This window comes from Salinicola endophyticus (assembly GCF_003206575.1).
In the GTDB taxonomy this organism is placed as follows: Bacteria; Pseudomonadota; Gammaproteobacteria; order Pseudomonadales; family Halomonadaceae; genus Salinicola; species Salinicola endophyticus.
In genome coordinates this window covers 686135-698882 of sequence record NZ_PZJO01000002.1, presented here as the reverse complement: position 1 = coordinate 698882, position 12748 = coordinate 686135, and the positions used below count along the sequence as shown (strand labels likewise).

The 12748-nt window shown below is 66.8% G+C and carries 12 protein-coding genes and 1 pseudogene; 9 read left to right on the top strand and 4 right to left on the bottom strand.

The features are described from left to right. Positions 1-2: 2 nt before the first annotated feature. Positions 3-368, bottom strand: coding sequence for a hypothetical protein (locus DOM66_RS05725; RefSeq protein ID WP_110674500.1), 366 nt, complete (start codon positions 366-368; stop codon positions 3-5). 348 nt (positions 369-716) lie between these two features. Between DOM66_RS05725 and DOM66_RS05720 the strand changes: the two genes are divergently transcribed. The 5 genes from DOM66_RS05720 to DOM66_RS05700 all read left to right on the top strand — a co-directional run bounded on the left by DOM66_RS05720 (position 717) and on the right by DOM66_RS05700 (position 5134). After that, positions 717-1598 (top strand): NAD(+) kinase, encoded by an 882-nt coding sequence (locus DOM66_RS05720; protein ID WP_110674501.1) that lies wholly within the window; start codon positions 717-719, stop codon positions 1596-1598. 1 nt (position 1599) lies between these two features. Further along, positions 1600-2577: a metallophosphoesterase gene (locus tag DOM66_RS05715; protein WP_188115145.1), complete on the top strand. Its 978-nt coding sequence runs from the start codon at positions 1600-1602 to the stop codon at positions 2575-2577. A 490-nt stretch (positions 2578-3067) separates the two neighbouring features. Then, positions 3068-3916, top strand: a complete 849-nt coding sequence (locus DOM66_RS05710) for a rhomboid family intramembrane serine protease (RefSeq protein WP_110689511.1) — start codon at positions 3068-3070, stop codon at positions 3914-3916. 103 nt (positions 3917-4019) lie between these two features. Next, positions 4020-4286, top strand: coding sequence for a YeaC family protein (locus DOM66_RS05705; RefSeq protein WP_110674503.1), 267 nt, complete (start codon positions 4020-4022; stop codon positions 4284-4286). Further along, positions 4274-5134, top strand: coding sequence for a DUF2797 domain-containing protein (locus tag DOM66_RS05700; RefSeq protein WP_110689510.1), 861 nt, complete (start codon positions 4274-4276; stop codon positions 5132-5134). Before DOM66_RS05705 ends, DOM66_RS05700 begins: the two co-directional genes overlap by 13 nt. A 71-nt stretch (positions 5135-5205) precedes the next feature. On the opposite strand, the gene DOM66_RS05695 is transcribed toward DOM66_RS05700, so the two are convergent. Together DOM66_RS05695 and DOM66_RS20075 are read right to left on the bottom strand one after the other, a co-directional pair. Then, on the bottom strand, positions 5206-6210 hold the full coding sequence (locus DOM66_RS05695) for an ATP-grasp domain-containing protein (protein ID WP_407071976.1): 1005 nt from the start codon (positions 6208-6210) through the stop codon (positions 5206-5208). Positions 6211-6228: 18 nt separating this feature from the next. Then, positions 6229-6696, bottom strand: a pseudogene (locus DOM66_RS20075) (RimK-like ATPgrasp N-terminal domain-containing protein); the annotation flags it as partial. A 281-nt stretch (positions 6697-6977) separates the two neighbouring features. Here DOM66_RS20075 and DOM66_RS05690 point away from each other — a divergent pair. Then, a complete protein-coding gene (locus DOM66_RS05690) occupies positions 6978-7460 on the top strand; it encodes a GNAT family N-acetyltransferase (protein WP_110674506.1) in 483 nt (160 codons plus the stop codon). Positions 7461-7512: 52 nt separating this feature from the next. Next, entirely contained in the window at positions 7513-7998 is a 486-nt protein-coding gene (locus DOM66_RS05685; protein WP_110674507.1) for a YajQ family cyclic di-GMP-binding protein, read from the top strand. Positions 7999-8031: 33 nt separating this feature from the next. On the opposite strand, the gene DOM66_RS05680 is transcribed toward DOM66_RS05685, so the two are convergent. Further along, positions 8032-8835, bottom strand: coding sequence for a DODA-type extradiol aromatic ring-opening family dioxygenase (locus DOM66_RS05680; RefSeq protein ID WP_157959001.1), 804 nt, complete (start codon positions 8833-8835; stop codon positions 8032-8034). Positions 8836-9198: 363 nt separating this feature from the next. On the opposite strand from DOM66_RS05680, the gene DOM66_RS05675 reads away from it, so the two are divergent. Both DOM66_RS05675 and pepN read left to right on the top strand, forming a co-directional pair. Further along, positions 9199-9612: a YbaN family protein gene (locus DOM66_RS05675; protein WP_342588185.1), complete on the top strand. Its 414-nt coding sequence runs from the start codon at positions 9199-9201 to the stop codon at positions 9610-9612. 429 nt (positions 9613-10041) lie between these two features. Next, complete coding sequence (gene pepN / locus DOM66_RS05670; protein WP_110674509.1) at positions 10042-12693, top strand: aminopeptidase N; 2652 nt, start codon at positions 10042-10044, stop codon at positions 12691-12693. Positions 12694-12748 lie beyond the last annotated feature (55 nt).

The following is a 12748-nucleotide window of genomic DNA, read 5'->3' as shown; positions in this document are numbered from 1 at the left end:
CCTCAAGCGTGTGCGGCGCGGCGGGTGGCGGTGGGGCGGCGCAGATCGAGGATCAGCCCGATCAGGCCCAGCACCATGGCGGCAGCGATGCCCCACTGGTGCAGCAGCAGGCCGGCGAAGCCGGTGCCGATCAGCCCGACGAGGGCCAGCAGACGCCAGAAGATGCGGCCGCCACGATGCTTGAGCGGCATCAGGATCAGCGCCATCAGCGCCAGCGCGAGGCAGGCGAAGATGACGACCAGCGCGCCGAGCGAGCCGTTGACGCCGGTCAGCGGGGTGACATAGGCGTAACCGGCGACTGCCGCGCCGACGAGCGAGGCCAGCAGCAGCACGATGGCGCCGAGTGGTTTGGATTGCGATGATGGCATGTTGCCCTATCTCCCTGTATGGCGAAGTCAGGCGCGCCTTGCCGAACGGCGGCGTGGCCGCTGAGCGTGGCGACGCACCGATAAAGGCGATGACGGAACGCGCCCTGCCTTCCCTGAGGTGTTCCCTCTGCGGATTTCCCTTGCGGTCTTCCCTTGTGGGGACGGTACCCCGTCGATAGGCGTGGTGGTCCCTGTCGACAGGGTAGGCAATTTTAACGTGTCGGGCGTCGCCATGTTCGTTTTTTTACGCACGCTGCCGGGTTGGCGGCATCCGAAGGGCGTGCGGTTTGCCGCCTCTTCGGGCAGCCCTCATAATGGCCGGCCGATACGCCGTCAGAGATCCGTTGCATGAGTGCGTTCAACACCATCGGCCTGATCGGCCGCCTGGGCAGCGACAAGGTCGTCGAGACCCTCAAGCGTCTGCTGATCTTTCTCGAGCGCCGCGACTGCGAGATCGTGATCGAGGATCGCACGGCAGCGCTGCTGGAGGCCCACGGCCAGCGCGAGGCGCGGCGGCGCGAGTTGGGCACCCTGTGCGACCTGGTGATCGTGGTCGGCGGTGACGGCAGCCTGCTGGGCGCGGCCCGGGCCCTGTGCACCAGCGCCACGCCGGTGCTCGGGATCAATCGCGGGCGGCTCGGCTTTCTCACCGACATCTCCCCCGACGAGGTCGAGCAGAAGGTGGCCGAGGTGCTCGACGGCCAGTACGACAGCGAACGGCGCTTCCTGCTCGACGCCGAACTCTATCGCGGCGAGCGTCTGATCGGCGCCGGCACCAGTCTCAACGACGTGGTGGTGCACCCGGGCAAGGCGGCGCGGATGATCGAGTTCGAACTGTTCATCGATGACCGCTTCGTCTACTCCCAGCGCTCCGACGGCCTGATCATGGCCACGCCCACCGGCTCTACCGCCTATGCGCTCTCCGGCGGAGGCCCCATCGTCCACCCGGGGCTGGAGGCGATCACCCTGGTGCCGATGTTCCCGCACACCCTCTCGAGCCGGCCGATCGTGATCGACGCGGCGAGCGAGATTCGGGTGCATATCGGTGATATCAACCAGGCCTACCCGCATGTCAGCTGTGACGGCCAGACCCGTGTGGTGTGCAAGCCCGGTGACATTCTCTATGTGCGCCGCAAGGCCGAGCGCCTGACCCTGATCCACCCGCGCGGGCACAGCTTCTTCGAGGCGTGCCGCTCGAAGCTGGGTTGGAGCAGCAGGCTGGGAGACTGACATGGCGCTGGGCGACGCGGTGGACGGCTACGATCTGATCGGCGACGTGCACGGCTGCGGCCGCACCCTGGTGCGGCTGCTGGAGAAGCTGGGTTACCGCGAGGAAGCCGGTGTCTATCGCCATCCGCGCCGCCGGGTGGTGTTTCTGGGTGATCTGATCGATCGCGGGCCGCGGATCCGGCTGGCGGTATCGGTGGCCAAGCGCATGGTCGAGGCCGGCGAGGCGCACATCGTGATGGGCAATCACGAGTACAACGCACTGGCCTACTGCCACCCGTCACCACCGGGGAGTACCCAGGCGTGGCTGCGTTCTCACTCGCCCCGCAACAACCGCATCATCGAGCGTACCCTGGCCCAGTACCACCAGCATCCGCTGGAGTGGGAGCGCTGCCTCGAGTGGTTTCTCGACATGCCGCTGTGTCTTGAACTCGACGGCATGCGGGTGGTGCACGCCTGCTGGGACGAGGCGCTGATCGACGCCTTCCTGGCGCACTGCCCCGATGGCCGCATCGATCACGATTTCCTGATCGAGTCGACCCAGCCCGGCACCTTCGCCCAGCGGGTGATGGACCGGCTCACCCGCGGTACCCAGATGCCGCTACCGCCGGGAGTGGAGATCCGCTCGGGAGATGGCTTCACCCGTCGCGCCTTCCGCACCCACTTCTGGTGTCGCGAGCCGGCCACCTATGGCGACGTGGTGTTCCAGCCGGACAATCTGCCCGATGGGCTCGAGGACCGAGCGCTCAGCGACGCCGAGCGCGATCGTCTGACCTGGTACCCGGAGTCAGCGCCGCCGCTGTTCGTCGGCCACTACTGGTGCAAGGGCGTGCCGGCGCTGCCACGCGCCAACATCGCCTGCCTCGACTACAGCGCGGTGAAATACGGGCGGCTGGTGGCCTACCGCTGGGATGGCGAGAGGCAGCTCGATGCCGATCGCTTCGTGTGGGTGGATGTCGCGCGCGAAGGTATCGCCGATTAGGCGTTGCACGACAGCTGCCGTCTCTCGCCGGCTTTTCAGTCGAAGCCTGGGCCGCTGTTTGCGATCACGGTTTGCGGTGAGGTGTCGTCCCTTTCTCTGCGATTTTTTTGCGACTCCTTCGGTGGGGCTGACGGTTGATTTTCCTGGGTTTTTTGGCGCCTGCGCACCGTGTGGGGAGAAAAATCGCATTTTTTTGCCCCACCCGGGGAACTCCCGCCGGCGCCACCACTCTGAGTAAGTGTTCCCTTGAATGATCCCTTGCTCTTATCCGGCGGCCCTCCCGCCGGATTTTTCTTTTTGTACCCTACGCCTCCCGTCTGACCCCGGTGCTGACCGCGGCGGGGCATGTCTTCGGCTTGCGCGATACGTCGACGAGCGTCGTCCGCGGCGGCATTCATCCCCAGATCATCTCGGGCAGGGTAGAATGGCGCTCTGCGCCGGCCCCAGGGCGCGGTGTATGACTCCCCCCACCCGTGGTTCGGAAGGTTGCATGTACAGACTTCTCGCCATGCCCCGCGATCTGGATACGCGTCCCCTGCGTCAGGCGCTGTGGCAGCAGCATATCGGGCACCGCTTCACCCAGCAGGAGGATCAGCAGATTCTGTGGCTGGCCGACCCCGAGCAGCGTGACGAGGCGGTGCGGCTGATCGAGCGCTGGCAGCGCGGCGATCTCGCCGAAGCCGCTGCCGCGCCGCGCCGACGGCGCCCCAGCGTCACCGGCCAGGCGTTCGGACAGGCGCCGCTGGCGGCGGGGCTGATCGCACTGTGCGTGGCGATCTTCCTCGGCATGAGCGTGTTCGGCGATGCGGTCCTGCGCGCGCTGATCATCGTGCCGGTGCACCCCTCCGGCCAGGGGCTGGTCGCCGGCACCCTGGGCGATGCCCTCGCCAGCGGGCAGATCTGGCGCCTGGTCACCCCGGCGCTGCTGCACTTTGGCTGGATGCATCTGATCTTCAACATGCTGTGGCTGTGGTATTTCGGGCGTCAGGTCGAGGCACTCCAGGGCTCGCGCTGGCTGGCGGTGATCGTGGTGATCGCCGCGGTGGTCTCCAACCTGGCGCAGTACTTCACCGGCACGCTGCTGTTCGGCGGCATGTCCGGCGTCGACTATGCGCTGCTCGGCTACGTCTGGCTGATGTCGCGGCTGCGTCCGGAGCAGGGCTACTTCGTGCCGCAGATGCTGGTGGTCTTCATGCTCGGCTGGATGGTCTTTACCATGACCGGGCTGGCCGATGCGATCGGCTTCGGCAACGTCGCCAACGAAGCCCACCTGGGCGGGCTGCTGGCGGGGCTGCTGATGGGGGCCGTCGCCGCAAGGCTGACACGGCGCGCCGGCTGACCCGGGCCGCGCGAGCAACCGCGGCTCAGCGGTGGGGCCGGTAGCGGGCACGAATCAGCGACCCAGGATAGAGACAGGCGTGAGGCGCCAAGACGAGGCAGGCATGAACGAGATGAACTTCGACCGCATGGTCGCGCAGATGACCCCTGAGATGTACGAGAACTTCAAGCAGGCGATCCAGCTGCGCAAGTGGCCCGACGGCCGCCCCCTGAGCGCCGAGCAGACCGAGCTGTGCCTGGAGGCGGTGATCAAGTACGAGGTGATTCACGCGGTGCCCGAGGCGCAGCGTGTGGGCTATCTGGAACGCAACGAGTGCGCCTCGGGCGGCCACGACACGGCCGAGGAAGCGGCGCTCAAATGGATCAACTGATCCTCACCGAGGGCGACGCACGGGTCAGCGGGCAACTGCGCAAGCTGGACGTGCGGCTGCCCGAGACGGGGCTGGCCGACTATCGCCTGCGGGCGGGGGAGGCGGGGCTGGCGCTCAATGCGCGGCTGGGGCAGCGGCTGCGCCTGCACTACGCCGGGGCGATTCACTGTGTCCACTGTGGTCGGCACACCCGCAAGAGCTTTGGCCAGGGCTACTGCTACCCCTGTTTCAGCACGCTCGCCCAGTGCGATCTCTGTCTGGTGCGACCGGAGACCTGCCACTACTTCCAGGGCACCTGTCGCGAGCCCGAGTGGGGCGAGCAGCACTGTTTCCGCCCGCATATCGTCTATCTGGCCAATGCCTCCGGGCTCAAGGTCGGTATCACCCGGGGGACCAATACCCCGACGCGCTGGCTCGATCAGGGCGCGATCCAGGCGCTGCCGATCCTCGAGGTGGCCACGCGCCAGCAGTCGGGGCTGGTGGAGACGCTGTTCAAGGCGCACGTCTCCGACCGCACCAACTGGCGCGCCATGCTCAAGGGCGAGGTCGAACCGCTCGATCTGGTGGCCGAACGCGACCGTCTGCTGGACACGGTGGCGCCGGGGCTCGACGCTCTGCGCGCGACCCATGGCGCCGAGGCGATCCGCACTTTGGAACGCCCCGACGTGGTCTCGATCGACTATCCGGTGCTGAGCTGGCCGCGCAAGATCCAGTCGTTCAACCTAGACAAGCAGGCGCTGGTCGAGGGCACCCTGACCGGCATCAAGGGGCAGTATCTGATGCTCGACAGCGGCGTGATCAACCTGCGCAAGTTCGCCGGCTATCAGGTCACCGTGGACGCCGCCTGAGCGGGCGTTTACAGAGACGGCTGCGGTCGTCGAATCTGTAAACGCCTTCTGAAAAAGCGAGCCCGCCGCGCTCAGCGGCGCGGCCGGTGCTCGAGCCGTTGCTCCATGCGCTTCAGAAAGACCGCCATCACCCGTTCGTAGAGCGCATCCTTGAGCACCACGTCCTCGACCCCGACGTCCAGGTTGGGGTTGTCGTTGACCTCGATCACCACCACGCGATCGCCGATCTGCTTGAGATCGACGCCATAGAGGCCGTCGCCGATCAGCTTGGTGGCGCGGAGCGCCGCCTTGACCACGGCGACGGGCACCTCCGACGGGTCGTGGGTGGTGAAGCCGCCGCTGCGGGTCTTGCCGCTGGAGTGGTCATAGATCTGCCAGTGGCCCCGCGCCATGTAGTAGCGGCTGGCGAACAGCACCTGGCCGTCGAGCACGCCGATGCGCCAGTCGAACTCCGTCGGCAGCCACTCCTGCAACAGCAGCAGCGCCGAGGAGGCGAACAGGCGCGGGGCCTCCTCGGCCAGCTCCTCGCGTGAGCGAATCTTGACCACCCCCTTGGAGAAGGCGCCGTCCGGCACCTTGAGCACCAGCGGATAGCTCAGGTTGGCGAGCTTGTCGTCGAGGCGCTCGAGATCGCTGCGGTGCAGCAGCTGGCCCCGCGGGGCCGGGATCTTGTGGGTGCCGAGCAGGGCGTGCAGGTAGATTTTGTTGGTGCAGCGCAGGATCGACTGCGGGTCGTCGATCACCACCAGGCCCTCGTGCTCGGCCTTCTTGGCCATGCGGTAGGTGTGGTGGTCGAGTCGTGTGGTCTCGCGGATGAACAGGGCGTCGAACTCCGCCAGACGCCCGGCGTCGCGGTGGGTGATCAGGCTGACATCGATGCCCAGGCGGCGGCCGGCGCGGATGAAGCGCTTGATCGCGCCGCGGTTGCTCGGCGGCAACTGCTCCTGCGGGTCGACCAGAATGGCCAGATCGAAGCGATAGCGGCGACGCGCCCGCGGCGTGCGCCATACCTTGGTCGAGTGGCGGTTGAGGGCGCTGGCGAAGGTATCCTCTTCGCCGCTCTTGAGCGCGGTCAGCGCCAGCGGCTTGAGCCGCGCCAGGCGCCAGCTGCCGTGGCGCTTGTCGAAACGGGCCTCCAGCAGTGGGTGGGGCAGGCGCTCGAACAGCCGCCGCGCCAGCCGGGCCAGCTCCGGCGTCTGACATTCGCCGAAGAAGACACGCAGGGTCAGGCTGTCACCGGCCAGGGCGCCGCGCTTGTCGAGCTCCGCCAGCAGCGGGTCTAGAGCGGTCAGCTGCATGTCGATCAGTGCCTTGCGCGAGAGCTGGTTGAGCGTCTCGACGCTGGGTAGCACTCGCTGGGCTCGGGCCTGGGCCAGCAGCGAGACGTAGTAGCCGGTCTCGAGATAGTCGAGATTGGCGCACAGGTTGATCACGTGCGTGGCGTCGTCCGCGCTGGCGGCGGCGTCCAGGGCGAGAAAGTCCTCGGCGCTGATCAGATCCTCGGAAGGGTAGTAGGGCTGCCAGTCGGCCAGCCGGTCGACGACGATGCGCAGGCGTGACATGAATCGGAAACTCCTCGATGGCTGGAGGGCAGGGTGGGGCCGGGCGGCGATGTGGCCAAGAGACGTCTGACCCGCTGGTGGGCGCTCAGCATGCGGTGCGCGAGTCATGGCGACAAGTCGTTGCCAGCGTGAAATAATTTCATCATAGCGTCGCCGCGCCCCGGGGTCTCCCCGGGCGCGACGGACGCCGCCCGCGACCCTGAGGTGGCGGGTGTCATCCGGGGGGCGAACGTCACGTCGTCCCGCCAGGTTCGCCCATTCTCTTCGATTCGAGTGCCATCATGCTTCGCACCCTCCGCCCCGGGCGTGCCACCGATCGCGATGCGCTCTTCCGCCTGGAAGAGCGCTGCTTCGAGGGCGACCGCTTCAGTCGTCGCCAGCTCGCCCATTTGTTGACCCGAGCCAATGCCCTCTCGCTGCTCGCGGTGAGCGAGTCCGAGCAGGTGATCGGCTACGGCACGCTGCTGTTCCGGCGCAACAGCCGCATGGCGCGACTCTACTCCTTCTGTGTCGACCCCGAGGCACGCGGCAGCGGCCTCGGCCGCGAGCTGCTGGAGGCACTCGAGGTCGCTGCCCGCGAGCGCGAATGCACGCGCCTGGTGCTGGAGGTGCGCGCGGACAACCGGGTCGCCATGGGGCTCTACCGGCGCATGGGGTTCATGGCCCACCACTGGATCGACGATTACTACGCCGACGGCTGTGCCGCCTGGCGCATGGACAAGGATCTCGCGGCGCCGGCAAGCGCCGCCGAGTCGCAGACCTGATGACCACCGGCGTGTCACGACATGCCGCCTTTTCTGTTGGTGAGGAGTAGCTATGCCGTCTTTCGATATCGTTTCCGAGTTCGACCGTCACGAAGCGACCAATGCGGTCGATCAGGCCAACCGTGAAATCCAGACCCGCTTCGACTTCCGCGGCGTGGATGCCAGCTTCACCCTGGAGGGCGAGAGCGTGGCGCTGGAAGCGGACGCCGAGTTCCAGCTGCAGCAGATGATCGACGTGCTGCGCGCGAAGCTGATCGCCCGCGGCATCGATCCGCGCTGCATGGAGATCGAGGAGGCCCAGACCTCGGGGGTCAAGGCGCGTCAGCAGATCAAGCTCAAGCAGGGACTGGAGCAGGCTGACGCCAAGGCGATCGTCAAGCAGCTCAAGGACGCCAAGCTCAAGGTGCAGGCCGCCATTCAGGGCGACAAGGTGCGTGTCAGCGGCAAGAAGCGCGACGACCTGCAGCAGGCCATCGCGCTGCTCAAGGGCGAGAGCGGCCCGGACCTGGCGTTGCAGTACAACAACTTCCGCGACTGAATACGCCGGGCAGCGCCCGTCCCACCACGCCGATCAGTGGGGCTCTGTCAGCTCGGCGAGCGCACCGCTGCCCAGCGCCAGCATGCTCAGATTGCCGTACATGAAGCTGTCGTGCAGGCGCGAGAGCGGCCGGCCCGCGGCGGCCCCGAGGCACATCAGCAGCGGCAGGAAGTGCTCAGGTGTGGGGTGGGCGTGGCGCGCGTTCGGCGCCTGCTCGTGCCAGCGGGCGAGGCTGGCCAGGTCGCCGCGGGCGGCGATGTCGATCACCCAAGCCTGGAATTCGCGCGCCCAGGCGTCCGGCCTATCGTGGCGCGGGTGCCTGTCGCCCAGGTTGTGGGTGGCGGCGCCGGAGCCGATCAACATCAGGTCGTGGTCGGCGGCGGCGCGGGCCAGGGCCGCCCCCAGCGCGAGCTGGGTGCGGGTGTCCACGGCCAGCGGCACGCTGACCGGGATCAGCGCGACCTCGGCGTCCGGCCACAGCAGTGACAGCGGCGACCAGATACCGTGGTCGAGGGGCCGGGCGGGGTCGAGCGCGACCGAGTGGCCCTCTGTGCGCAGCGTCTCGGCGATCGCCGCGGCGACTTCTGGCAGCCCGCGGGCCGGATAGCGCATTGCGTAGAGTTCATCGGGGAAACCGTGGAAATCGTGCCAGGTGGCGGGCGTCGGCGCCGTGCTCAGGGTGAGCTCCTGGGTCTCGAAGTGGGCGGAGATCACCATTGCGCCACGCGGGCGGGGCAGGCGCTGGCCCAACTGGCGCAGGAAGTCGCGGGCCGGGTGGGCGCTCAGCGCCAGATCCGGAGCGCCGTGGGAAAGATAGAGAATCGGGGCGGTGGGCATGGGCAGGCTCCTCTCGGCGCGTGGCATGGTCGGGGTGTTGGTGTCGCTTTCCAGCCTACGCCGATGCGCCGCCGGCACTAGCCGTCTCTGGGCCAATGGCGTGTTTCCACGCTGTCATCATTGATCGCGCCCCAGTATCGATCTCGACAGTATCGATCTCGACGCCATCGAGGGCTCGCTGCTCGTGCGGTGCTATCAGAGGCATTGGTGTTTTCCATGGCGGCGGATTGGAGCGAGTCGGGCCGCCTGGTTTACACTAGTGATCGATCTGGCCTCGGTCCGCGGGTGTGCAGTGCCTTCGCAAGGCGACGCTTCCCACGTAACCCTGAGGTCCCGAGTTCGCCGACCTTGGGGATGTCCGGCATGCGCAACGCCATTTTCGTCACTCTTGCCGCTATCAGCTTTGCGCTTGGCGTCATCGGGCTGTTCCTGCCGGTCATGCCTACCACCTGTTTCATGCTGGCGGCGGTCTGGCTCGCCTCCAAGGGCTCGCCGCGGTTCGCCGACTGGATTCGTCACCACCCGCGCTTCGGCCCGCCGATCCTCTCCTGGGAGCGCGAGCGCGCCATCCCCAAGCACGCCAAGATCATGGCCGTGATCATGCTGACGGTCTCCTGTGTGATCATCGCCTTCACGGTGTCACTGCTGGCGCTGAAGGTCGGGCTGATTCTCGGCCTGGTGGCGCTGGCGGCGTGGATCGTCACGCGCCCGCTGCCGAGTCTGCAGTGCCCGGTGCGCGAGCTGTGGGAGGAGAAGTCGATCTCCGAACGCCGCTGACAGGCTGCCGCCGCGCTCGGCGTGCGGGGTTCATGCCTTCCTAGACATTCGCCTCCTCTGTTGGCATTCGTTTCCTCTGGCGTGACTCGTTGCCTCTCCCGGCATGTGTTGCCGTCATTCGCTCTCTCTGATCACTCGACGATCGTCTACGGCCCCGCCCGCCATGACCCGGTACCGGCGACGGTCGAGGCTGTCTCGCCTGTGGGCTTTCTCCGCGCTAACGGCATCGATTCGATATCGCTTGGTCCAACTGGTTAGAATGGGGCCAGTGCGGGACGCGGCCAGCGTTCCCCAGGCTGTGCACGAAAACGGCTTCACGCGTCGACTTTTCGTGCCGGGCCTGTTCATTTTTTCGTCTAGTGTCATCCCGGCCGATGTGCGGTTGCGACATCGGTTCACGGATTGCCTTTTTCGACCAGGAGCGTTGCCATGTCTGAGATGCAAGCGACCTATCTCAAGGATTATCTGCCGCCGGCGTATCGCGTGACCCACACCGAGCTCACCTTCGATCTCGATCCGACGGCGACGCGAGTGAAGGCGCGCTTGCATCTGGAGCGTCACCCGGAGCGCGAGGCGGGGCTGCCGCTGGTGCTCGACGGCGAGGGCCTGACGCTGAAGCAGGTCGCCATCGACGGTCAGCCCCTCGAGGCCGATGAGTTCGAGGCCGACGCTCACAGCCTCACCATCGCCCGGGTGCCCGAGCGCTTCCGCCTGGATACCGAGGTGGAGATCGCGCCGGACACCAACACCGCGCTGGAGGGGCTCTACCGCTCCAACGGCATGTACTGCACCCAGTGCGAGCCGGAAGGCTTTCGCCGCATCACCTTCTATCCCGACCGCCCCGACGTGATGGCGACCTTCTCGACCACGGTGATCGGTGACCGCGAGTCGCTGCCGGTACTGCTCTCCAACGGCAATCCGGTAGAGCAGGGCGAGCTTCCCGACCAGCGTCACTTCGTCACCTGGGAGGACCCGCACCCCAAGCCGAGCTATCTGTTCGCGCTGGTCGCCGGCAGTCTGGAGAAGGTGGAAGACCACTTCACCACCCAGAGCGGCCGCGAGGTGCTGTTGCAGATCTGGGTCGAGCCGGAGAATCTCGACAAGACCGACCATGCCATGGCATCGCTCAAGCGTGCGATGCGCTGGGACGAGGAGACCTACGGCCGCGAGTACGACCTCGACCGCTTCATGATCGTGGCCGTCAATGACTTCAACATGGGCGCGATGGAGAACAAGGGGCTCAACATCTTCAACTCGGCGGCGGTGCTGACCCATCCGCAGACCGCCACCGATGCCGCTTTCCAGCGGGTCGAGGGGATCGTCGCCCACGAGTACTTCCACAACTGGTCGGGCAACCGGGTGACCTGCCGCGACTGGTTCCAGCTCTCGCTCAAGGAGGGCTTCACCGTCTTCCGCGACCAGACTTTCTCCGCCGACGTCAACTCGGCGCCGGTCAAGCGTATCGAAGACGTCTCCTTCTTCCGGACCGCCCAGTTCGCCGAGGATGCCGGTCCCACCGCCCACCCGGTGCGCCCGGATCACTACATCGAGATCTCCAACTTCTACACCCTGACCATCTACGAGAAGGGCGCCGAGGTAGTGCGCATGCTGCGCCATCTGCTCGGTTGGGAGGATTTCCGCCGCGGCAGTGATCTCTACTTCGCACGCTTCGATGGCCAGGCAGTACGCATCGAGGATTTCGTCGCCTGCATGGCGGAGGTCTCGGGGCTCGATCTCGACCAGTTCATGCGCTGGTACGCCCAGGCCGGCACCCCGGAGATCGATGCCCACGGCGAGTATGACTACGCCACCGGCGAGTACCATCTGCGTCTCTCCCAGCGTACCCCGGCGACCCCGGGTCAGAGCGAGAAGCTGCCGCTCCACGTGCCGATCCGCCTGGGCCTGGTGGGGACCAAGTCGGGGCATGATCTGACCCTCAAGCTCGCCGACGCCGCGGGCGGTAGCGAGACCCTGGGCAAGGATGCGGTGATCCATCTGCGCGAGGCGGAACAGACCTTCGTCTTCCAGGATGTCGAGGAGGCGCCGGTGCCGTCGCTGCTGCGCGGTTTCTCGGCCCCGGTCAAGCTGCGCTACCCCTACTCGCGGGAGGAGCTGGCCTTCCTGTTGACCCACGACAGTGACGGCTTCAACCGCTGGGATGCCGGCCAGCGCCTGACCATGCTGGCGCTGGACGATCTCATCGCCGCGCACCGCAACGGGGTCGAGAAGGTCATGGACGTGCGCCTGGTCGAGGCCTACCGCAGCCTGCTCGACGAGCCCGGTGACGACCAGGCGGTGCTGGCGGAGATGCTGACGCTGCCGTCGGAAGCCTATATCGCCGAGCAGCAGCCGGTGGTCGATGTCGACGCCATCCATGCCGCGCGCGAGTTCGTGCGTCAGTCGCTGGCCTGGCAGCTGCGTGACGCCTTCCTCGCGGTCTACCGCGACAACCAGAACGACGAGCCCTATGCGCCGACGCCCGAGCAGATCGGTCGGCGCAAGCTCAAGAACGTCGCGCTGGCCTATCTGATGAGCATCGCCGACGACGAGGCGATCGGCCTGACCCAGGCGCAGTTCAAGAACAGTGGCAACATGACCGACGTGCGTGCCGCGCTGACGCTGCTCGCCCACAGCGATCGCAGCGATCTGGCCGAGCCGGCGCTCAAGGCGTTCGGCGAGCAGTGGGCCCACGACCCGCTGGTGATGGATCAGTGGTTCACCATCCAGGTCACCCGTCCCCAGCCCGATGTGATCGAGCGGGTGCGTTTCCTGATGGAGCATCCGGCGTTCTCGCTCAAGAACCCGAACAAGGTGCGCGCGCTGATCGGCGCCTTCGCCCAGAACCGGGTCAACTTCCACCGTCTGGATGGCCAGGGCTACAAGCTGCTGGCGGACGTGGTGATCGAGCTGAACCGTCTCAATCCGGAGATCGCGGCGCGCATCATCACCCCGCTGACCCGCTGGCAGCGCTTCGACGAGGAGCGTCAGGTGCTGATGAAGGCCGAGCTCGAACGCATTCGCGGCGAGAAGCTCTCGCCCAATGTCTACGAGATGGTGGAGCGCGCGCTGGCGGATGCCTGATCCGGCGACGCTGCAACAGAAAACGGCCGCTCATCGAGCGGCCGTTTTTATGCGC